Source organism: Allobosea sp. GW822-FHT03F07 (assembly GCF_058801345.1).
This window is the reverse complement of sequence record NZ_JBXAND010000001.1, coordinates 1,056,003-1,075,867: the sequence shown is the minus strand read 5'-3', so window position 1 is coordinate 1,075,867 and position 19,865 is coordinate 1,056,003. Positions and strand designations below refer to the sequence as shown.

Here is a 19,865-nt window from a genome sequence, read left to right as displayed (position 1 = left end):
CACGGCTTGCTCAAATTGCAGGCGCGAAGTCCTCGTTCTCGCCTCCGCGCCTCCCCCTCGCCGCTTCGCCCCGCTCGCGCCGACGCACATGCGGACGCCGGCCGGAGCAGAGCGCCCGTGCCAGGCAGCGCAGCGGCGCCGTCAGCCGATGCATGTCCTCCACCCGCGACATGACCCATCCGGCCGTCTTCAGTTCACGGTCGAGACGGGCCATCGTCTTCGAGAGTTCGGGTTCGTCATCGTCAAGCCAGGTCTCGGAGACGCGTGCCATCAGCAGGACGGCGCCCTGCACCCGCACGGAGCCGAGCGCATCTTCGGTGGGAATTCCGGCCGATGCCAGCATGTAACGCCAGGAATTGACCGCGCCGCGGTTCAGCTGCGCCATCGTCAGCGGATCGCGGCGGACTACCGGCGCGATCCTGCGTAGCGCGTCCTTATAGGGCGCAAGCGCATCGAGGCGGCGCATCACCAGGTCGAACATGCGCTCGCGCACCGGCTCGCCGGCGAGATCGTCGGAGGTCTCAGCCATCACCGCCTCATCCACGAGGCGGGTCAGCCCGCCCAGCATGGCAAGCTTCGATGGGAACAGATCACGCAGCTTCGCCAGCGGCAGCCCGGCCTCGCTGGCGATGTCGGGGAGTTCGATCTCGTCCCAGGGACGCGTCGCCGCAAGACGCATCAGCGCCTCGATGACCTGCTTGCGCGGATTGGCAGCCGGCGCTGCCGGGCCGGGAGCGGGATTGGCTTCAGGAGAAACAGGTTTGCGGGCCATGGGACGTCTCCTTCACGACGCAGTCCCATGAATCTAGGCCTCGATCGCGGCCTATGAAAGGCCGTTCAGCCCGAAAGCTCGCCGGCGCGACGTTTGGCGGCAGCCACCGTCTTGATCATCAGCGGCTTCAGCCCGTCTTCCGCCATCAGCACCTCCAGCCCCGCAGCGGTCGTACCGGCCGGCGAAGTCACGTTCTGGCGCAGCGTCGCAGGCGAGAGCGGTGACTGGTGAAGCATCTCGCCAGCGCCCTCGATCGTCGCCCGCGCCAGCCGCTCGGCGATGTCCTCGGGCAGCCCCGCCGCCTTGCCAGCCGCAGCCAGGCATTCGACGAGATGAAAGACATAGGCCGGCCCAGAGCCCGAAACAGCTGTGACCGCGTCGATCAGCTTCTCGCTCTCCAGCCACTCGACCGTACCGATGCTGCCAAGCAGCGCATCCGCCATCGCGCGCTGCGCAGAGGTGACGCCAGGCCCGGCCGCAGCCGCCGTGGCGCCACGCTGCACCGAAGCCGGCAGGTTCGGCATCGCCCGGATCATAGCGGTGGCGTTGGGCAGGCGCGCCGACAGATCGCCCAGCGTCTTGCCGGCCAGGATCGAGATCAGCAACGTCTGCGGACGGATCAGGGCCTGCACGGCCGGCGCTGCGGTATCGAGCGTCTGCGGCTTGGTCGCCAGCACCAGGACGTCGACGGAACCGAGCGATTGCGGGTCGGGGTTGATCGTCATGCCCTTCTCGCTTGCCAGCGCTGCCATCTCGTCGGACGGCTTGGGATCGATCAGGCTGATGCCCTTGGGGTTCATGCCGATGCGCAGCCAGCCTTCCAGCATGGCTCCGCCCATCTTGCCCGCGCCGAGAAGGACGAGCGTTTGCGGCAGGGGGCTGGACATGGGCAGAACTCTCGCGGCTCTCTGGACAAGGCGTCATTCTCGGGCTCCCCCGAGAATCTCATGACCAGAGAATCTCCGGGTAGAGATGGTCGGGTCAAGCCCGACCATGACGCGCGCTACCATGCCCGGGTCAAGCCCGGGCATGACGAAATCGGCCGGCCTCACGCCTCGCCGACCGTCTCCAGCATAGCGCCTTCGAGACCTTCCTTGGCGGTCTTGCCGGCCCAGACGACGAACTGGAAAGCCTGGAAATAGCGCTCGCAGGCCTCGATCGCGGCCTTGATCAGGGCGGCACACTGTTCGTCGGTCGGCTCAGCACCGCCCGACAGCAGGAGCGCATGGCGATACATCACCACGCTTTCCGAGCTCCACAGGTCGAAATGGCCGAGCCAGAGCTGTTCGTTGACGAGGCTGACGAGTTGCAGGACCTCGCCGCGGCGGCGTTCCGGCACCTTCAGGTCGAAGGCGCAGGCGATATGGATCGCCTCCACCTCGGCCAGCCAGGTGATGGCGACGTGATAATCCGACCAGCCGCCGGTGACGGCGACCGAGAGTTCATCGTCGCTGTCGCGGTCGAAGGTCCAGTTGTTGAGGGCGGCCAGTCGTTCGATCAGGTCGAGAGGGTTTGAAGGCCGTTCGAGTTCGGCATCCAGTTCGAGATCCATCATGCCCTTGGGTCCAACTGCCGGTAGCCGCAAAAGCGCGGCCCGGCGCGTTCGAGAACGGGAACACGGCGACGGGAAGACTGGGGACACGCAACTCCACAGGCGCGGCGCCCGGCGGAATAGTGGGCCCCGCACTCCGGCGGCCCACCCCTAAGAGGTTGGGCCGACGAATCAATTTCTCCATCGACGTTAGCGCAGGGCGTATGACACTCCCAACACGATGTGACGCTCGACGGATTCGGGGCCGTGGCTCAATCCCCGCAACACCCTGTCCACAGCATAGGCCTGTGGATGCTTGCCCCAGCCTTGCCGGCGCAAATTGAGAGCCCCCGCCCGCAGGGCAGCGCTACCCGATCAGGGCTTGTTCTGCCCCGCTTCGAGCGCCGCCAGGCGCGCCGCGAGCTTGTCGTTCTCCTCGCGCGCCAGCAGCGCCATCTCGCGCACGGCCTCGAATTCCTCGCGCGTGACCACGTCGAGATCGCGCAGCAGGCGCTCGATCTGGGTCTTCACGACGGTCTCGACCTCGCGGCGAACGCCCTGCGCCGCACCTGCGGCATCGGTGGCGAGGCGGGCGATATCGTCGAGGATGCGGCTGCTGGTCGTGACCATGGGGCTCTCCGGAGCAGGCCTCTCTAGGCCCGCATGCCAGGATATATGGGCGAGGATGGCAGAACCCGCAATCGCGGCGCTAGATCCCGCCTCGACGGCGCGCAACCCGCACGATCTGGACCTGACGATCCGTTACGCCTAGAAAGACCGAAGCAGGGACTACCAGAGAACTCCAACCCGTACGCTAAAAGACAAGCGGGAGGCGTCATGATCGATCGTTTCAGCGGCCTCGTCCTGGGGCCGGCCGTCGCGCTTGCGCTCGCCGGTTGCCAGGAGACCACGACGGCCGCGCGTCCGCGCGTCGATGCGCCGGGCGTACCGGTCTCGGTTCAGAGCATTTCCGGCGCGCCCGATGCCGTGACGACCCGTTTTGCGGGGCTGCTGGGCGAGGCTGCCGCCGAGCGGCGCATGGAGATCGTGCCGGGCGACAAGCCGGCCCGCTTCCGGGTTCGCGGCTACCTCACGGCCCAGCCGACCGAAGACGGCCAGACCTCGCTCGCTTTCGTCTGGGACGTCTATGACGAGACCAAGAAGCGCGCCCAGCGCGTTCAGGGCGAGAGCCTCGGCCGACGCGGTGGCACTTCGGACCCGTGGTCGGGCGTCGACCAGACGATCGTCGCCAAGGCCGCAGCCGATTCGATGGATGCGATCGCGAGCTTCCTGGTGACGACCCCTGCCGTGGACAGCGTCCTGCCCGGCGACAAGGCAAAGGCCTCTGGCAAACAGACGGCCGACAGCGCCAAGGACGCCAGGACCGCGGCCAAGACGGCAGCTGCGTCAAGCGGCAAGAAGCTCTGACTTCAAGCCGGGCGAGCCCGCCACAACGCGTCCTGAACAAGGGTGGCTGGCCTCCGGAGTCGGCCGGCCCGCGCTGCACGCAAACGGGCACTGCGTCACTCGCGAGGTTTTGCAGTCCGCTTTTGCAGTGCAACAGTCGACTCGCCGTCACACCGCTGTTAAGAGCCCTGCGAACTGAGCCAGCTTAGAGCGGTTCTTGCCCAGCCAGATCAAACGGTGCTCGCCGGCATGCCTTCATCCTTCAAAGTCGTCGCCGGCAACTCCAATCGGCCGCTCGCCGAAGCGATCTGCGCCCATCTCGGTATCCCCCTCGCCAAGGCCTCGGTCCGGCGCTTCGCCGACATGGAGGTCTTCGTCGAGATCCAGGAGAATGTGCGCGGCCAGGATGTCTTCATCATCCAGTCGACCTCGTTCCCGACCAACGACCACCTGATGGAACTGCTGATCATCACCGATGCGCTGCGCCGCTCCTCGGCGCGCCGCATCACGGCGGTGATCCCCTATTTCGGCTATGCGAGGCAGGATCGGCGCGCCTCGGGCCGCACCCCTATCTCGGCCAAGCTCGTCGCCAACGTGATCACCCATGCCGGCGTCGATCGTGTCCTGACGCTCGATCTCCATGCCGGCCAGATCCAGGGCTTCTTCGACATCCCCACCGACAACCTGTTCGGCGCCCCGCTGATGTCGCGCGACATCAAGGAGCGGCTCGACTGGAAGAACGCCATGGTCGTCTCGCCCGACGTCGGCGGCGTGGTCCGCGCCCGCGCGCTCGCCAAGCGCATCGACGCCCCGCTCGCCATCGTCGACAAGCGCCGCGACCGGCCGGGCGAGTCCGAGGTGATGAACATCATCGGCTCGGTCGAGGGCCGCTCCTGCATCCTGCTCGACGACATCGTCGATTCCGGCGGTACGCTCGTCAACGCGGCCGAGGCCCTGCTCGAACAGGGCGCGCGCGAGGTCTACGCCTACATCACCCATGGCGTGCTCTCGGGCGGCGCCGTGGCGCGCATCGCCAACTCCAAGCTCAAGGAACTGGTGATCACCGATTCGATCATGCCGACTGAGGCGGTGAAGGTGGCGCGCAACATCCGCGTCATCTCGATCGCCGGGCTGATGGGCGAGGCGATCGAGCGCACGGCGCAGGAAACCAGCGTATCCAGCCTGTTCGACTGAGCGGCGGGGATGCGCGCGTCATGACCTCCCGCGCCCTCGTCCTGTTCTCGGGCGGCCAGGATTCGACCGTCGCGCTCGCCTGGGCGCTGGATCGCTTCGACGCGGTCGAGACCGTCGGCTTCGACTATGGCCAGCGCCATCGCGTCGAACTGGAATGCCGCCAGGCGATCCGCGACAGGCTGCCGGGCCTCTCACCCGCCTATGCACAGCGGCTGGGCGCCGACCACCTCGTCGATCTCGCGGCACTGGGTGCGATCTCGGAGACCGCGCTGACCCGCGACACCGAGATTGCCTTCGCGGAAACCGGGCTGCCGACCACCTTCGTCCCGGGCCGCAACCTGATCTTCCTGACTTTCGCCGCCGCCCTGGCCTATCGCCGCGGCATCAAGCACCTCGTCCTGGGCGTCTGCGAGACCGACTATTCCGGCTATCCGGACTGCCGCGACGACACGATCAAGGCGATGCAGGTGGCGCTCGGCCTCGGTCTCGACCGGCGCTTGGTGCTGCACACCCCGCTGATGTGGCGCGACAAGGCGCAGACCTTTGCGCTCGCCAGGGCGCTGGGCGGCGAGCCCTTGCTCGAACTGGTGGTCGAGGACAGCCATAGCTGCTATCTCGGCGACCGCTCCACGCATCACGCTTGGGGCTATGGCTGCGGCCGCTGCCCCGCCTGCGAACTGCGCGCGAACGGCTACGCCGCCTATCTGATCTCCCCCGAAGACAGCGGACCTTCCCATGACACTTGACCGTCAGCGCCGGACCGAAGGGCTGGTCGCCCTCGTCCTCTTCGCCCTGACCATTCCCGTCGCGAACTGGCTGATCGGCAATGCCGGCACGGTCTGCGTGCCGAACGGACCATGCCTCGTGCCGGTCTGGCCCGGCATCAAGGCGCCGAGCGGTGTGCTGATGATCGGCCTCGCGCTCGTGCTGCGCGACATCGTCCAGCGCCGTCTGGGCGCCCTTGCCGCGCTCGGCGCCATTGGTATCGGCGCGCTGATCTCCGCCTTCCTGGCGCCGCCGGCGATCGTCGTCGCCTCGGTCGCCGCGTTCCTGCTCTCGGAACTCGCCGATTTCGCGGTCTATACTCCGCTGCAGAAGCGCCGCTTCGTCACCGCCGTCATCGCCTCCAGCCTCGTCGGGCTCGTCGTCGACAGCATCGTGTTCCTGCAGCTTGCCTTCGGCAGCCTCGACTTCCTGAGCGGCCAGATCATCGGCAAGGCCTGGATGGTGCTGCTGGCCCTACCGCTGATGCATCTGCTGCGCCGCCGCGACGAGAAACTCGGACTGGCAGCGGCCTGACACACCGGCAGGATCCCCTTCCATCGCCCTCGAAACGCGTTTCGGACAATTTGAGCCATCGCTGAAACCACGATTTCACGCCCTGCTGGCATAGCGTTCCGCATGGTCAGCATGAGCCCTGAGATGCACGGAAGCGGTTCGTCCGCACGGCTGCAAGCCCTACAGAACGAGATACTGGAGGCGGTCGCGCGGGGGGAAATCCTGAGCTCGATCATGGACCGCCTCTGCCGACGGGCCGAGGCGATCTCTCCGGGTTCGATCTGTTCGGTCGTGACCGTCGACGAGGAGAACCGGCTCTTTGCGCTCGCTGCGCCCAGCCTGCCCGCGGAGTACTCGGCGGCGATCAGCGGCATACCGGTCGGACCGCGCGTCGGCTCTTGCGGCACGGCGATCTATCGCGGCGAACCCGTCTGCGTCACCGACATCGCGACCGATCCGCTCTGGCGGGGTTTCGAGGATCTCGTCCTGCCGCTCGGCCTGCGGGCCTGCTGGTCGAGCCCGATCAAGGCCGGCGACGGGCGCGTGGTCGGCAGCTTCGCCTTCTACTACGATCGTTCCCGCGGCCCCGACGACCTCGAACGCCGGATCGTCGTCACCTGCGTCCATCTCTGCGCTATCGCGATCGAGCATGAGGAGGTGCGCTCCCGCAACCACCGGCTCGCCTATTTCGACACACTGACCGGCCTGCCCAACCGCGCGACGTTCAACGACGCGATCACGCGGCTTACGCAAGGCCAACCCCTCGACTTCGGGCTCATGTTGATCGACATCGATCATCTCAAGGCGGTCAACGACACTCTGGGACACGCCGCGGGCGACGCGCTGATCGCAGCCGTCGGCGCTCGACTGCAGAGCGCGGTCGGCGACGCCACGGCCTGCCGTATCGGCGGCGACGAATTCGCCGTGCTGTTGCCTGGCTGCACGCAGGCGATCCAGATGCGCACTCTGGCCAGCACGATCCTCGCGGCGATGGCGCCTCCGCTCGATCACGACGGACACGGCATCATCCCGAGCGTCACGATCGGGGCGGCCCTGGCGGGCGAGGACGGCGAGGACAGCGTAACCTTACGGCAGAATGCCGATTTCGCCCTGTATCATGCCAAGGAAACCAGGCGCGGCGGCTATGTCCGCTTCAGGGACGGGCTGCGCACCTCGATGATGCAGCGCCTGCAGAACCGGCGCAGCGTCGACGGGGCGCTCACGGACGGGCGCATCGCCACCTATTACCAGCCGGTCATCCGCCTCGACACCGACGAGATCGTCGGCGTCGAGGCGCTGGCCCGCATGCTCATGCCGGATGGACGGGTCGCCTCGGCCGGCGAGTTCCAGGAAGCCATGCTCGATCCCAAGGTCGCGCACCGCATCACCGGACAGATGCTCGGTGCGATTGCCGCCGACATGGCGGCCTGGCAACGCGCCGGCGTCAATTTCCAGCATGTCGGCCTGAACGTGACCTCGGCCGATTTCCGCAAGGGCGACCTCGTCCAGCGCATTCTGAGGACGCTCGAACGGGCTCGGGTCTCGCCCGAACATCTCGTCGTCGAGATCACGGAGCAGGTCTTCATGGGGAGCCGCAAAGACGGCGTCGCCCGCACCATCGAACAGATGCGCGAGATCGGCATCTCCGTCGCCCTGGATGATTTCGGCACCGGCTTCGCCTCGCTGACCCATCTGCTCGACTTCCCCGTCGACATCATCAAGATCGATCGCTCCTTCATCGCAGCCGCCCAGAAGGGCTCGAGGAGCAGCGTCATCGTCGAGGCCATGGTCGGCCTCGCCAAGCGACTCGGCATGAAGGTCATCGCCGAGGGCATCGAGACGCAGTCGCAGGCCGAGTGGCTGCAAGCGATCGGCTGCCATCTCGGGCAGGGCTTCCTCTATGCGCAGGCCACGCCGGCGGGGATCGTCACCGAGTTGCTGCAGCGTTTCGGCCAGAAACCCGACGGGGACGTCCGAATCCGCTCCGGCATCACCGCTACCGCCGCCTGAGCAACGAGCTTCCAGTCGTGCGTCGGTCCGGGTTTTTGCTCGGTGTTGTTTGCCGATATTGGGTTCGCGGCCAGGCTATCGCGTGAACTTGGGAGCAACGTCCGCGGCTGTGTCGCCGAGATGGAGTGGACGGCCTCGTTCCCGGCGCCACGATGCCAGTTCGAAATGCGAGCGATCCCGGTGCTTGTAGCCGCGAAAGTTCCCGCCCCATCGGATCCGGACACCAGCGCGGGAGGCGGCCGTCTTCATCGCTGCGGCAATCCGGCTCTGCAGGGTGGGATCGAAGACGACACGGCCGTCCGGGTCGAGCGGCCATAGGTCGACAGCTCGCCCCGAGCTATGCGCGGTGCCTCGCGTCCGCGACCACCCCCAGGCTACGGCCTGGCGTTGCTGGTTTCGGTCGCGCCGACCCGATCCGATGACAAAGCGCAGGTCCGGCATCGCGGCCTGAGCGTCGAGGACGATCCTGGCGAGAACCGGGGCGAGAGACCGCAGGTTGGCTTGATGGTTGCCGACCGGGTCAGGGTTCCAGGCGAGGAACATCGAGATCTGGTCCCGGCCGAACTCGTCGTAGCGCGGAATAAGGGCATAGACTGCGTTGGCCTGCGTGCTCCGCGTCTGGCCGTAAGAGGTGCTGGCAAGCGCAAAGCTCACCAGCAGGAGGCTGATCTGCGCCAGGCGATGAGTGCGTGTGCAGTACGGCATGACCTATCGCACGCTCGCAACCAAATGGCTCGAAAGGAAGGCGGCGAGGTGAACGAGGCCCGCGCGTGAAGTCGATGAAGTATTAGGGTCGGAAACGCACAACACATCATCTCGGCCCGGACAAGAACCCTTCGGTCCAGTGATCCCTGTCTAAAGGATATTCGTCGATCACGAAGGCGGCCGGATCATCGCGAAAGCCGGGCTGCTCCCGAAGTCGGGCTACGGCCGGCTCCGCCCGCTCGCGCGACCGATACACGCCTATCAGCTTCGCGTCTTCTGCCTCGCCATGGTGGAGCACAAAAACGAGGTTCATTCACAGACGATGACCTTGTCCAGCAGCTTCGGCAATGTGTCGCAGGCCACCGGTTAATCGCCATGCTCGAACTCTTGCATCGTGCGAGTGCGGGGTAAATGATCCGGCCTCAAGTCGGGGTGAGCGCGGTAGATCGGTTCGAGAACGCCCATATCGAGCTCGCGGGAAGCGTGGGCGAGCGCTCTGGCGTAGATTTGAAAATGCTCTGGATCGATGCAGTCTTTCAGTTCCGTAGCGGCCGCGAAGAGGTACCTGAGAGCGAGATTGACCCTCTTGTCGAACTCAACGGCGGCGTCTTTTGCGATCTTTGTCACAGTGGTTCCTTCATGCCAGCCAGAACCACGATAGCGGATGGAGCGAGTTCCGCTAAGGGTCGGACGTGGAATCAAGCTAGCTCCCTACCAAATGCCGGCGGGCTTGAGATCGCAACGCTTTTCGCTTATGAGGCTGCCAGCGCCCGACTGACACCCTTGGAGGCACGGGCGCGAAACGAAACGGCCGCCGCCAGGCGGCCTTCTCATTTGAAGCAAGGACATACCATGACCGCCGTGAAGCAAATCGAGGCTTCGGCGCGCGCACAGGTCGGCAAGGGGGCCGCCCGTGCAGTTCGTCGTCAAGGCCTGACACCCGCCGTGATCTATGGTGGGGGCGCCGCTCCCGAAGCGATCGCGCTCGACGCCAACAAGACCCGCCTGATGATCTATGGCGGCCACTTCCTGACCACGATCTTCGAGATCAGCGTCGCCGGCAAGAAGCAGCGGGTCATCCCGCGCGACTACCAGCTCGACCCGGTCAAGGACTTCCCGATCCATGTCGACTTCCTGCGCGTCGCCGCGGGCCAGACGGTGACGGTCGAGGTTCCGATCCACGTCATCGGCCAGGACGCCAGCCCCGGCATCAAGAACGGTGGCGCGGTCCAGCTCGTCGAGCATTCGCTCGAGATCGTCGTCGAGCCGGAACTGATCCCGGAGTTCTTCGAGGTTTCCGTCGCCGGTCTCCAGATCGGTGGCTCGCTCGAAGCCAGCGTGATCAAGCTGCCGAAGGGCGCCAAGCTGACGGTGGGCTCGGACGCCACCATCGTGACCATCGTTCCGCCGATGGCGGAAGAGGCCGGCGATGCGGCTGCCGCTCCGGAGGCCGAGGCCAAGGCCTGATCGGCCTCGGCCCGCATCGAACCACAGACGGCCGGGTCATCCCGGCCGTTTTGCTATCTGCAGCAACGTCCCGATTCACAAGCGCTCGTCATGCTGATCTTCGCAGGCCTGGGCAATCCGGGCTCCCGCTATGCCGGGAACCGCCACAATATCGGCTTCATGGCGCTCGACGAGATCGCGCGCAGGCACCGGGCCTCGCCCTGGCGCGCGCGCTTCCAGGCGCAGGCCAGCGAGGCGACGATCGGCACCGAGAAGGTCGTCCTGCTCAAGCCCCAGACTTACATGAACGAATCCGGCCGCTCGATCGGCGAGGCCGCGCGCTTCTTCAAGGTCGAGCCCGCCGACGTGATCGTCTTCCATGACGAACTCGACCTCGCCCCGGCCAAGCTCAGGATCAAACTCGGCGGCGGCAATGCCGGCCATAACGGCCTGCGCTCGACCACGGCGGCGATCGGCAACGACTATCGCCGCGTCCGCATGGGCATCGGCCATCCAGGCCTGAAGGAACTCGTCCACGCCTATGTGCTGAACGATTTCGGCAAGGCCGAGCTGCCCTGGGTCGAGGATCTCTGCACGGCCTGCGCCGACAATGCCGAGTTGCTCGCCAGGCACGACGATGCCGGCTTCCAGAACAAGGTGCACCTCTTCATGGACGCGCGCGGTCATGGCGCGGTGAAGCGGCTCGGCGAGAAGATCGGCGAGTGAGCAACGCTGCCCTGTCGGCAGCGATCTTGTCTTTAACAGCGCTGGCCGCCAATAAGGCTCGAACGATTTCTTGGGCTGCCGCGCCGGCGCGCGCAGCGCGGCCTAACAACGGAACAGGCGATCATGGGCTTCAAATGCGGTATCGTCGGCCTGCCGAATGTCGGCAAGTCGACCCTCTTCAACGCGCTGACGCAGACGGCGGCCGCCCAGGCGGCGAACTATCCCTTCTGCACGATCGAGCCGAATGTCGGCGACGTCGCCGTGCCGGATGACCGGCTGGAGAAGCTCGCGGCGATCGCCGGATCCAAGGAGATCATCCCGACGCGGCTGACCTTCGTCGACATCGCCGGCCTCGTGCGCGGCGCTTCCAAGGGTGAGGGCCTCGGCAACCAGTTCCTCGCCAATATCCGTGAATGCGACGCCATCGCCCATGTCGTGCGCTGCTTCGAGGATGGTGACATCACCCATGTCGAGGGCAAGGTCGCCCCGATCAACGACATCGAGATCATCGAGACCGAGCTGATGCTGGCCGATCTCGAAAGCCTCGAGAAGCGCGTGCTGCCGCTGGAGAAGAAGGCCAAGACCGGCGACAAGGACGCCAAGGAACTGGCCGAGCTGATGAACCGCTGCCTCGTCCTGCTGCGCGACGGCAAGCCCGCTCGCGTCGTCCAGGTCGCGCCCGAGGAGCGCAAGGCCTTCGACATGCTCGGCCTGCTCTCCTCCAAGCCCGTGCTCTATGTCTGCAATGTCGAGGAAGCTAGCGCCGACAAGGGCAATGCCTTTTCCGAGGCTGTGAAAGCCCGTGCGGCGGAAGAGAACGCGGTCGCCGTCGTCGTCTCCGCCAAGATCGAGAGCGAGATCGCGGTGATGCCCCTGGAGGACCAGAAGGACTTCCTCGAGGCTGTCGGCTTGGAAGAGCCTGGCCTGAACCGCGTCATCCGCGCCGGCTACGCGCTGCTCCATCTCGTGACCTACTTCACCGTCGGCCCGAAGGAGGCCCGCGCCTGGACGATCGAGAAGGGCACCAAGGGCCCCGCCGCCGCCGGCGTCATCCATAGCGATTTCGAGAAGGGCTATATCCGCGCCGAGACCATCGCCTATGACGACTACATCGCCAACAAGGGTGAGTCGGGCGCGCGCGAAGCCGGCAAGTTCCGCCTCGAGGGTAAGGAATACGTCGTCGCCGATGGCGACGTGCTGCATTTCCGCTTCGCCAACTGAGCTGAGGCCACCGGCGCGATGCAGTATTTCGAGGACTTCATCGTCGGCGAGACGGTATCGACCGGCAGCATCGCGGTTTCGCAGGACGACATCGTCGCCTTCGCCTCGCGCTTCGACGCGCAGGACTTCCATGTCGATCCGGAAGCGGCAAAGGCGAGCTTCGCCGGCACGCTGATCGCCTCGGGCTGGCATAGCTGCTCGCTGCTGATGCGCCTGATGGCGGAGAGCTTCCTCCTGAACTCCTCCGGCATGGGCGCGCCCGGTATCGAGGAGGTCAAATGGCTGCGCCCGGTCCAGCCCGGCGACCTGCTGCATGGCCGCCGCACCGTGACAGAGATCAGGCCCTCGCGCTCGCGCCTGGACATGGGCCTGGTCCGCTTCCGGCTCGAACTCGTCAACCAGCGCGACGAGCCGGTCCTCGAACAAGCGAACTGGATCATGTTCGGCCGGCGCGGCTCCGATGCCGCACAGCCGGCGGGCGACTGGCTCAGCCATCCGCCCCGCTATGTCGCGCCTGTCTTCGCCTCGCCGATCGAGCCGCCCCTGAAACCGACCGAGGCCGCCCGCTTCTTCGAAGACATTGAGATCGGCCAGAGCTTCGAGCTCGGCAGCAGCGTCTTCACCGCCGACGAGATCGTCGCCTTCGCCCGCGCCTTCGATCCGCAGCCATTCCACATGGACGAGGACGCGGCGCGGGCGAGTTCCTTCGGCCGGCTCGCAGCCTCCGGCTGGCATACCGCCGCCGTCTGGATGGCGACCATGGTGACGCATCGCCGGCGCCAGCTCGTGGCCTTCGGGCCGGGACGCGCACCGCGTCTCGGCCCCTCACCCGGCTTCAGGAATCTGAAATGGTCGAAGCCGGTCTTCGCCGGCGACCGCATTACCTATCGCTCCGAGGTAACGGACAAGCGCGCCAGCGCCTCGCGTCCGCAATGGGGCCTGTTCTTCCACCACAACACCGGCGTGAATCAGAACGGCGACGAGGTCTTCAGCTTCGACGGCTGCGTGTTCGTGGAGCGCAAACCCGCTTGAGACCGGCTCCGCCAGACGACCGGCCGGCCTGCTTCCCAAGCCGATGGTCTGCGCGATCGTGACGCTTCTGGAATCGAGATCCAGCCTGTAGGCAAGAGGCTAAGGCCGCGGGAACAGCGGCCGGAGCAAAATGCCGACAGGGAGGAATTCGAGCGGTGCCGACCGGACGCGTCTTCACGACGGGCCATATGGCCGCCCAGGCCCGCAAACACCTGCCGCGCGCGATCTTCGACTTCATCGAGGGCGGCGCCGGCTCCGAGGCCGCGCTCGCCCGCAATCGCGCGCGCTTCGAGCAGATCGCCTTGATGCCACAGGCGCTGCGCGACTGCTCCGCGGCGCATTCGGAAGTGACGATCTTCGGCCGCCGCTACGCGGCTCCCTTCGGCATCGCCCCGATGGGCTTTGCCGATCTCGTCCGCCCCGGCACCGACCGCGCCCTGGCCAGCGCGGCAAAGGCCCGGAACATCCCCTATTGCCTCTCGACCGCGGCGACGACCTCGATCGAGACGATCGCCGGCATCGCGCAGGACAATCTCTGGTTCCAGCTCTATCCGGGCTCGGATGAGGGCATCGCGGCCGGCCTGATGCAGCGGGCGCTCGCCACCGGTGTCACTACCCTCGTCGTCACGATCGACATCCCCGTTCCCGGCAGGCGCCCGCGCGATCTGGTCAACGGCCTCTCGATCCCGCTGAAACCGTCGCTGCGCACCGTCCTCGATGTCATCAGGCACCCCGCCTGGCTCTTGCGAGCCGCCCTCGGCGAACGCCCGGGCATGGCGAATTTCATCGATGCGAAGGGCTCGCTGAGCGGCCTCGCCCATGCCGAATTCGTCTCGCGCCAGCTCTCTTGCCCAGGCCTCGACTGGAAGCGGATCGAGGGCATCCGAAAGGCCTGGCCGCATCACCTCGTCATCAAGGGCATCCTCAACCCGCAGGACGCCGTCATGGCGGAGCGCATCGGCGCAGACGGCCTCGTCGTCTCCAACCATGGCGGCCGCCAGCTCGATTCCGCCCCCGCCTCGATCGAGGTCCTGCCGGCGATCCGGGAGGCCTGCGGCGACCGGCTCAAGCTGATTCTCGACAGCGGCGTGCGGAGCGGCGACGACATCGCGCGCAGCCTCGCATCGGGGGCTGATTTCGTGCTGCTGGGGCGACCCTTCCTGTTCGCCGTCGCAGCGCTCGGCCCGGAGCGCGGGCCAGCCGGGATTATCGACATCCTCCGGGCGGAATTCCTGAACACGCTGATCCATCTCGGTTGCGCCGACCCCACCGAGCTCGGCAGCGACCATCTCTGGCCAGGAAACCACCTCTCGCCGAGACAGGGCTCGAACCGATGAAGATCGCGATCATGGGGGCCGGCGCTGTCGGCTGCTATTACGGCGCCATGCTGGCCCGGGCCGGCCATGCTGTGACGCTGATCACGCGGCCCCAGCATGTCCGGGCCATCCGCGAGCGCGGCCTCGTCTTCGAGACGCGTGCCTTGACGGAAAACCTGCGTGTCGAGGCGACCACGGAGGCCGCCGGCGTCGCCGGCTCCGAGATCATCCTGTTCTGCGTGAAATCCGGTGACACGGCGGAGGCCGGCCGGGAAATCGGCCCGCATCTCGCAGCCGGAGCCTCGATCCTGAGCCTGCAGAACGGCGTCGACAATGCCGAACGCCTGCAGGAGGTTCTCGGAAGGCCGGTCATTGCGACCGCGGTCTACGTCGCCTCGGAGATGGCGGGGCCTGGCCATGTCCGCCATCACGGGCGCGGCGAACTCATCATCGGGCCGGCCCCTTCGAGCGCCCAGATCGCCGAGGTCTTCGGACAGGCCGGCATCCCGACCGAGATCTCCGGCAACGTCGCCGGAGCGCTCTGGTCCAAGCTGATCGTCAACTGCGCCTACAATGCCCTTTCGGCCATCCCGCAACTGCCCTATGGCCGGATGATCGCCGTCGACGGGGTCCGCGCCTGCATGAAGGAGATCGTCGCCGAATGCCTCGCGGTCGCCAGGCAAAGCGGCATTCAGGTCGATGACGACATTCTCGACAAGGTCCTGGCGCTGGCTGCGGCGATGCCCGACCAGTCCTCCTCGACCGCACAGGATCTCGCTCGCGGCAAGACGACCGAGATCGACCACCTCAATGGCTATGTCGTCCGGACCGGCGCGAAGCTCGGGATCGCCACGCCGGCCAACCGGCTGCTGACCGCCATCGTCAAGCTGATGGAGGAAAGCGCTCGCTCCTGATCCGGCGAGCTGTCGGGCGGGCGGGCAGCGGCGTTCATTGTCACCTGCCGAAGCCCCATGCGATGCTGCCGGCAAGCCGACAGCGGCAAAACAAGAAAAACATCAGGCAGGAAACCAACCCGGAGGAAACGAAGTCCATGAAGCGCAGGTCATTTCTGAAGGGCGCCGGCGTCGGCGCTGCTGCCGGCATCGCATCGCCGGCCGTCGCGCAGAGCATGCCGACGGTCACATGGCGTCTGGCGTCGAGCTATCCGAAGTCGCTCGACACGCTCTACGGCGCCTGCACCTACCTTTCAGAGGCGGTCTCGGCGGTCACGGACGGCAAGTTCAAGATCCAGGTCTTCGCCACCGGCGAGATCGTGCCGGCCCTTCAGGTCGCGGACGCCGTGATCAACGGCACCGTCGAGATGGGCCATTCCGGCTCATACTTCTACATCGGCAAGGACACCGCCTTCGCCTTCGGCACGGTGATTCCGTGGGGCCCCAACAGCCGCCAGATGCAGGCCTGGCTGTTCCATGCCGGCGGGCTCGAACTGCTCAACGAGTTCTACGCCAAGTTCAATATCTACAACCTGCCGGCCGGCAACACCGGCGCGCAGATGGGAGGCTGGTTCCGCAAGGAGATCAAGTCGGCGGCCGATCTCCAGGGCCTCAAGATGCGGATTGGCGGGCTCGGCGGCAATGTGCTGCAGAAGATGGGCGTGGTGCCGCAGCAGCTCGGGGCCGGCGACATCTATCCCGCACTGGAGCGCGGCGTCCTCGACGCGGTCGAATTCGTCGGCCCCTATGACGACGAGAAGCTCGGCTTCGCCAAGGTCGCGCCCTACTACTATTATCCCGGCTTCTGGGACGGCTGCGCCGAACTCAGCTTCTTCATCAACCTCGAAAAGTGGAACAGCCTGCCCCCGGCCTACCAGAAGGTGCTGAAGAACTGCGCGATGGCCGCCGGCCACGACATGCAGGCGAAATACGACGCGCTCAACCCGCCGGCCCTGAAGCGGCTGATCGCGGGCGGCGCGCAATTGCGTCCGCTACCGAACGACATTCTCAAGGCGAGCTACAAGCACACCAAGGATCTCTACGCCGAGATGTCGGCCGCCAATCCAAGCTTCAAGAAGATCTACGATCACCTCTGGGCTTTCCAGCAGGACAGCACACGCTACTGGCAGATCTCGGATCTCTCCTTCGACCTCATGTCGGCCACGGCGCTGCAGCAGCGCTGGCAGGACAGCTGATCCACGACGCCGAGGTTCCGGGGCTTCGCGGCGCGAAAGGCCCCCGGAACCCGGGCCCCTCTCGCTCGATCAGGGCCTCAGACGCCGATCGCCATGCCGTCGCGCTGCGGGTCGGCGCCGCCCGTCCAGCCATCGCCATCGACCCGCACGCCATGCGGCGCTCCGAAGGCGAAGGACTGGTAGGAGCGCGCGACCGGGTAGCCCATGGCCTGAAGCTCGTCCGTCACACCGCGCCGGATGCGATTGGAGACGTCGATCGTGTCGCTCAGGCAGGCGATGCGCGGCGCGGCCACAGCCTCCGCCATGCTCATCCCGAAGTCGATCACATTGCTCAGCGCCTGCGCGATCGCCGGCACGATGAAGGTGCCCCCCGGCGCCCCCATCGCGATCACAGGCTTGTCGTCCTTGAACACGATCGTCGGCGCCATCGCGCTGCCGCGCGCCTTGCCGGGAGCGATCGAGGCCGCGCGGCCCGGACGCGGATCGAAGCCGCTCATGGTGCCGTTATACATGAAGCCGAGGCCGGGCGTGATCGCGCCCGAGGGTTGGCCGAGCGTATGCGTGATCGTCACCGCATTGCCCTCCTCGTCCATCACGCAGGTCACGGTCGTGTCCGGCGGGTCCTTTGCGAGTTCCGAACGCGGCACGCTCGCCTTCTCACCCGCGCGGATGCGGACGGCGCGGCCGGCGGCATAGGCTGGCGACAGCAGCATATCGAGCGGCACGTCGACGAAATCGGGATCGCCCATATGGGCGTCCTTGTCGATCGTCATCCACTTCATCGCCTCGGCGAGGATGCGGATATGCTCAGGCCCATTATGCCGGAGTGCCGCGAGATCGAACACCTGCAGGATCTGCATGAGTTCGATCAGCGAGGCGCCGCCGGCGGCCGGCGGATTTCCGGCGATGCGCAAGCCGCGATAATCGCCCCAGATCGGCGCCTTCTCACGAACCTCGTAGGCGGCGAGATCCGCCATGGTGATCAGCCCGCCCGTGGCCGCCATGTCGGCGGCAATCTCCTGCGCGATCTCGCCGGTATAGAAGATGTCGGGCCCGGCGGCCGCGATGCGCTCCAGCGTGCGGGCGAGATCGGGATTGGCGACCACGTCGCCGGGCCGCTTCAAGCTGCCATCAGGATGGAAATAGATCGCACGTCCCGTCTCGCTCAGGCGCAGCTTATCCTCGGTGTTCACCTGCCCCGTCGCGCGCTGGTCGATCGCCCAGTAGTAGTGGACGTAAGGGCGGATCATGAAGCCATCGCGCGCCTGTCGGATCGCAGGCGCCATCACATCCTTCAGCTCCATCGTGCCGAAACGCGCCAGCGCCTCGGTGTAGCCCCGGACATTGCCCGGCGTCCCCGCAGCGAGATGGCCGAGTTCGTTGGCGTGGTCGCTCATCAGGAAGACGAAGCCGTCGCGCGTCTGCCCGACGAAGCGGTCCGCCCACATGTCGGCGGTCGCCGCAAGTGGCGCCCGGGCCAGGAACTCCAGCACGGCATGGACGCCGCGCCTGGGCATGCAGATCTGCATCGCGCCGAAGCCGCCGATGCCGCACATCTGCGGATCGACGACGCCCTGGCTGAAGGCACAGGCGATGGCGGCATCGATGGCATTGCCGCCGCGTCTAAGGATGTCGGCCCCGACTTCGGCGGCTTCCGGCTGGGCCGCCACGATCATTCCGCGCATGGAACCGTCCTCCGCTTATCGCTCGCCGGGCAGTGCCTTCGGATCAATGCAGCTCGTTCTTGAAGAAATGTCCGCCGCGCATGATCGCCCGCAGCGCCCGGCCGTCGTTCTGGAAAAGCTTGGGATCGTCCAACGGATCACCATCGACCACGAGGAGGTCGGCATACGCGCCCGGCACCAGCGCGCCGATCTGGCCTTCCATCCGACAGAGCCTGGCGGCCGTGGTCGTGGCTGAGGCCATGACCTCCTGCATCGGCAGCACGCGCGAGCGCAGCTCGAATTCCAGCGTCTGATACTTCTGGAGCTGGCCGAGCAGGTCCGAACCATAGCCCATGGCCAGGCCGGCATCGCGCATGATCGCTAGCGATTCCATGCCGCCCTTGCGCACGGTCTCGATCTTCGCCGCCGATTCCGGCCGCAGCCCGAAATTCGAGCCCTCCAGCGCCAGCCCCTCATAGGCCGCAAGCGTCGGCACGGCGAAGGCGCCGGCGGCGGCAGCCTTTTTTGCCGTTTCGGGCTGGATCAGGTTGCAATGCTCCAGCGAATGCACACCGCATTCGACCGCCCGGGCAATCGCCTTGTCCGTGTAGAGATGCGCCGCGACATAGGTGCCGGCATTCTCGGCTTCCTCAACCGAGGCCCGGATCTCGTCCTTGGAGAAACCGAGCGCATGGATCGGGTCGTTCGGCGAGGCGACGCCGCCATTCGCCATGATCTTGACGAAGGTGGCGCCAGCGCGGAGCTGCTCCCGCGCAGCGAGCCTGACCGCGTCGACGCCGTCGCAGAGCTGGCCGACCTGGCCGAGCCGCCCGCTATAGAGCGGGCGCGTCTCAGAGCGGTCGCGCGGGTCGGAATGTCCGCCGGTCTGGCTCAGCGCCTTGCCGCAGATGATCAGGCGCGGCCCCTCGATCAGCCCTTCCTCGACCGCCATGACGAGGCCGAGATCGGCACCGCCGAGGTCGCGCACGGTGGTGAAGCCGCGCATCAGCATGGCCTTCATCGTCCGGGCCGTGCGCAGGGCGACGAGCGAGGACGGCGTCATCGCGTTCTGGACGCCATTCACCACCGCCGAGACGACATGGACGTGCATATCGATCAGGCCCGGCATCAGCGTGCGGCCACGCAGGTCGATCCGCGTCGCATTCGCGGACTGGATCGGCCGATCCGAGACCTCGACGACGCGATCGGCCTCGATCAGCACCTCGATTCCATCGAGCAGCCTGTCCTTGGCAGGGTCGAGGAAACGCCCCCCGGTGAACAGCATCAGGCTCATGGAAGGCGCTCCGGACGGCAGGAAACGGATGGGACTCGGCGACGCCGGAACGGCTCGCAGGCGGGTTGGAAGAAGACCGTTCCACAGAACCACCACACAGGCAATTGCATATTGGCGATT

The 19,865-nt window shown here is 66.4% G+C and carries 21 protein-coding genes; 12 read left to right on the top strand and 9 right to left on the bottom strand.

Annotated features, from left to right (window positions below; genetic code table 11):
- Window positions 1-10: 10 nt before the first annotated feature.
- From AC1RMY_RS05115 to AC1RMY_RS05100, 4 genes are all read right to left on the bottom strand, one after another.
- Window positions 11-772 carry a TetR/AcrR family transcriptional regulator gene (locus AC1RMY_RS05115; protein WP_492862869.1) on the bottom strand — a complete coding sequence of 254 codons (762 nt, stop codon included), beginning with the start codon at window positions 770-772 and terminating at the stop codon, window positions 11-13.
- A 65-nt stretch (window positions 773-837) separates the two neighbouring features.
- On the bottom strand, window positions 838-1,659 hold the full coding sequence (proC, locus tag AC1RMY_RS05110; RefSeq protein WP_492862868.1) for a pyrroline-5-carboxylate reductase: 822 nt from the start codon (window positions 1,657-1,659) through the stop codon (window positions 838-840).
- 161 nt (window positions 1,660-1,820) lie between these two features.
- Window positions 1,821-2,327, bottom strand: a complete 507-nt coding sequence (locus AC1RMY_RS05105) for a type III secretion system chaperone family protein (protein WP_492862867.1) — start codon at window positions 2,325-2,327, stop codon at window positions 1,821-1,823.
- A gap of 351 nt (window positions 2,328-2,678) precedes the next feature.
- Window positions 2,679-2,933: an accessory factor UbiK family protein gene (locus AC1RMY_RS05100; RefSeq protein ID WP_492862865.1), complete on the bottom strand. Its 255-nt coding sequence runs from the start codon at window positions 2,931-2,933 to the stop codon at window positions 2,679-2,681.
- A 207-nt stretch (window positions 2,934-3,140) separates the two neighbouring features.
- On the opposite strand from AC1RMY_RS05100, the gene AC1RMY_RS05095 reads away from it, so the two are divergent.
- From AC1RMY_RS05095 to AC1RMY_RS05075, 5 genes are all read left to right on the top strand, one after another.
- Window positions 3,141-3,731: a hypothetical protein gene (locus AC1RMY_RS05095; RefSeq protein ID WP_492862864.1), complete on the top strand. Its 591-nt coding sequence runs from the start codon at window positions 3,141-3,143 to the stop codon at window positions 3,729-3,731.
- A 228-nt stretch (window positions 3,732-3,959) separates the two neighbouring features.
- The gene (locus AC1RMY_RS05090) at window positions 3,960-4,904 is read left to right on the top strand and encodes a ribose-phosphate pyrophosphokinase (protein ID WP_492862863.1); all 945 of its coding nucleotides are present in this window, start codon (window positions 3,960-3,962) and stop codon (window positions 4,902-4,904) included.
- Between the two features lie 20 nt (window positions 4,905-4,924).
- Entirely contained in the window at window positions 4,925-5,650 is a 726-nt protein-coding gene (queC, locus tag AC1RMY_RS05085) for a 7-cyano-7-deazaguanine synthase QueC (RefSeq protein ID WP_492862862.1), read from the top strand.
- Window positions 5,640-6,203, top strand: a complete 564-nt coding sequence (locus AC1RMY_RS05080; RefSeq protein WP_492862861.1) for a VUT family protein — start codon at window positions 5,640-5,642, stop codon at window positions 6,201-6,203. Before queC ends, AC1RMY_RS05080 begins: the two co-directional genes overlap by 11 nt.
- A gap of 213 nt (window positions 6,204-6,416) precedes the next feature.
- Complete coding sequence (locus tag AC1RMY_RS05075) at window positions 6,417-8,192, top strand: putative bifunctional diguanylate cyclase/phosphodiesterase (protein WP_492862860.1); 1,776 nt, start codon at window positions 6,417-6,419, stop codon at window positions 8,190-8,192.
- A gap of 75 nt (window positions 8,193-8,267) precedes the next feature.
- Here AC1RMY_RS05075 and AC1RMY_RS05070 read toward each other — a convergent pair whose 3' ends face one another.
- The 3 genes from AC1RMY_RS05070 to AC1RMY_RS05060 all read right to left on the bottom strand — a co-directional run bounded on the left by AC1RMY_RS05070 (window position 8,268) and on the right by AC1RMY_RS05060 (window position 9,524).
- Window positions 8,268-8,846, bottom strand: a complete 579-nt coding sequence (locus AC1RMY_RS05070; RefSeq protein WP_492862859.1) for a M15 family metallopeptidase — start codon at window positions 8,844-8,846, stop codon at window positions 8,268-8,270.
- Between the two features lie 157 nt (window positions 8,847-9,003).
- On the bottom strand, window positions 9,004-9,210 hold the full coding sequence (locus AC1RMY_RS05065; RefSeq protein ID WP_492862857.1) for a DUF7336 domain-containing protein: 207 nt from the start codon (window positions 9,208-9,210) through the stop codon (window positions 9,004-9,006).
- 53 nt (window positions 9,211-9,263) lie between these two features.
- The gene (locus AC1RMY_RS05060; protein ID WP_492862856.1) at window positions 9,264-9,524 is read right to left on the bottom strand and encodes a hypothetical protein; all 261 of its coding nucleotides are present in this window, start codon (window positions 9,522-9,524) and stop codon (window positions 9,264-9,266) included.
- 225 nt (window positions 9,525-9,749) lie between these two features.
- Here AC1RMY_RS05060 and AC1RMY_RS05055 point away from each other — a divergent pair, with 225 nt between their 5' ends.
- The 7 genes from AC1RMY_RS05055 to AC1RMY_RS05025 all read left to right on the top strand — a co-directional run bounded on the left by AC1RMY_RS05055 (window position 9,750) and on the right by AC1RMY_RS05025 (window position 16,787).
- On the top strand, window positions 9,750-10,364 hold the full coding sequence (locus tag AC1RMY_RS05055) for a 50S ribosomal protein L25/general stress protein Ctc (RefSeq protein ID WP_492862855.1): 615 nt from the start codon (window positions 9,750-9,752) through the stop codon (window positions 10,362-10,364).
- 90 nt (window positions 10,365-10,454) lie between these two features.
- The gene (pth, locus tag AC1RMY_RS05050) at window positions 10,455-11,069 is read left to right on the top strand and encodes an aminoacyl-tRNA hydrolase (RefSeq protein WP_492862854.1); all 615 of its coding nucleotides are present in this window, start codon (window positions 10,455-10,457) and stop codon (window positions 11,067-11,069) included.
- A 123-nt stretch (window positions 11,070-11,192) separates the two neighbouring features.
- Complete coding sequence (gene ychF / locus AC1RMY_RS05045) at window positions 11,193-12,290, top strand: redox-regulated ATPase YchF (protein WP_492862853.1); 1,098 nt, start codon at window positions 11,193-11,195, stop codon at window positions 12,288-12,290.
- An 18-nt stretch (window positions 12,291-12,308) separates the two neighbouring features.
- Window positions 12,309-13,322: a MaoC family dehydratase gene (locus AC1RMY_RS05040; protein ID WP_492862852.1), complete on the top strand. Its 1,014-nt coding sequence runs from the start codon at window positions 12,309-12,311 to the stop codon at window positions 13,320-13,322.
- A 155-nt stretch (window positions 13,323-13,477) separates the two neighbouring features.
- The gene (locus AC1RMY_RS05035; protein ID WP_492862851.1) at window positions 13,478-14,659 is read left to right on the top strand and encodes an alpha-hydroxy acid oxidase; all 1,182 of its coding nucleotides are present in this window, start codon (window positions 13,478-13,480) and stop codon (window positions 14,657-14,659) included.
- Complete coding sequence (locus tag AC1RMY_RS05030) at window positions 14,656-15,552, top strand: ketopantoate reductase family protein (RefSeq protein ID WP_492862850.1); 897 nt, start codon at window positions 14,656-14,658, stop codon at window positions 15,550-15,552. The genes AC1RMY_RS05035 and AC1RMY_RS05030 overlap by 4 nt, the downstream gene beginning before the upstream one ends.
- Window positions 15,553-15,689: 137 nt before the next feature.
- Window positions 15,690-16,787, top strand: coding sequence for a TRAP transporter substrate-binding protein (locus AC1RMY_RS05025; protein WP_492862849.1), 1,098 nt, complete (start codon window positions 15,690-15,692; stop codon window positions 16,785-16,787).
- 77 nt (window positions 16,788-16,864) lie between these two features.
- Here the strand turns inward: AC1RMY_RS05025 and ggt are convergent, their stop codons facing one another.
- Together ggt and AC1RMY_RS05015 are read right to left on the bottom strand one after the other, a co-directional pair.
- Window positions 16,865-18,472 carry a gamma-glutamyltransferase gene (gene ggt / locus AC1RMY_RS05020; protein ID WP_492862848.1) on the bottom strand — a complete coding sequence of 536 codons (1,608 nt, stop codon included), beginning with the start codon at window positions 18,470-18,472 and terminating at the stop codon, window positions 16,865-16,867.
- A gap of 43 nt (window positions 18,473-18,515) precedes the next feature.
- On the bottom strand, window positions 18,516-19,745 hold the full coding sequence (locus AC1RMY_RS05015) for a metal-dependent hydrolase family protein (protein WP_492862847.1): 1,230 nt from the start codon (window positions 19,743-19,745) through the stop codon (window positions 18,516-18,518).
- Between the last annotated feature and the right edge of the window lie 120 nt (window positions 19,746-19,865).

Excerpts from the sequence above, each read along its gene's own strand:
- AC1RMY_RS05030 (WP_492862850.1), top strand. The coding sequence starts at position 14,656 with ATGAAGATCGCGATCATGGGGGCCGGCGCTGTCGGCTGCTATTACGGC.
- AC1RMY_RS05090 (WP_492862863.1), top strand. The coding sequence starts at position 3,960 with ATGCCTTCATCCTTCAAAGTCGTCGCCGGCAACTCCAATCGGCCGCTC.
- AC1RMY_RS05065 (WP_492862857.1), bottom strand. The coding sequence starts at position 9,210 with ATGAACCTCGTTTTTGTGCTCCACCATGGCGAGGCAGAAGACGCGAAG.
- queC (WP_492862862.1), top strand. The coding sequence starts at position 4,925 with ATGACCTCCCGCGCCCTCGTCCTGTTCTCGGGCGGCCAGGATTCGACC.
- AC1RMY_RS05075 (WP_492862860.1), top strand. The coding sequence starts at position 6,417 with ATGGACCGCCTCTGCCGACGGGCCGAGGCGATCTCTCCGGGTTCGATC.
- ggt (WP_492862848.1), bottom strand. The coding sequence starts at position 18,472 with ATGCGCGGAATGATCGTGGCGGCCCAGCCGGAAGCCGCCGAAGTCGGG.
- AC1RMY_RS05080 (WP_492862861.1), top strand. The coding sequence starts at position 5,640 with ATGACACTTGACCGTCAGCGCCGGACCGAAGGGCTGGTCGCCCTCGTC.
- pth (WP_492862854.1), top strand. The coding sequence starts at position 10,455 with ATGCTGATCTTCGCAGGCCTGGGCAATCCGGGCTCCCGCTATGCCGGG.
- AC1RMY_RS05055 (WP_492862855.1), top strand. The coding sequence starts at position 9,750 with ATGACCGCCGTGAAGCAAATCGAGGCTTCGGCGCGCGCACAGGTCGGC.
- ychF (WP_492862853.1), top strand. The coding sequence starts at position 11,193 with ATGGGCTTCAAATGCGGTATCGTCGGCCTGCCGAATGTCGGCAAGTCG.
- AC1RMY_RS05040 (WP_492862852.1), top strand. The coding sequence starts at position 12,309 with ATGCAGTATTTCGAGGACTTCATCGTCGGCGAGACGGTATCGACCGGC.
- AC1RMY_RS05100 (WP_492862865.1), bottom strand. The coding sequence starts at position 2,933 with ATGGTCACGACCAGCAGCCGCATCCTCGACGATATCGCCCGCCTCGCC.
- AC1RMY_RS05025 (WP_492862849.1), top strand. The coding sequence starts at position 15,690 with ATGAAGCGCAGGTCATTTCTGAAGGGCGCCGGCGTCGGCGCTGCTGCC.
- AC1RMY_RS05095 (WP_492862864.1), top strand. The coding sequence starts at position 3,141 with ATGATCGATCGTTTCAGCGGCCTCGTCCTGGGGCCGGCCGTCGCGCTT.
- AC1RMY_RS05015 (WP_492862847.1), bottom strand. The coding sequence starts at position 19,745 with ATGAGCCTGATGCTGTTCACCGGGGGGCGTTTCCTCGACCCTGCCAAG.
- AC1RMY_RS05115 (WP_492862869.1), bottom strand. The coding sequence starts at position 772 with ATGGCCCGCAAACCTGTTTCTCCTGAAGCCAATCCCGCTCCCGGCCCG.
- proC (WP_492862868.1), bottom strand. The coding sequence starts at position 1,659 with ATGTCCAGCCCCCTGCCGCAAACGCTCGTCCTTCTCGGCGCGGGCAAG.
- AC1RMY_RS05105 (WP_492862867.1), bottom strand. The coding sequence starts at position 2,327 with ATGATGGATCTCGAACTGGATGCCGAACTCGAACGGCCTTCAAACCCT.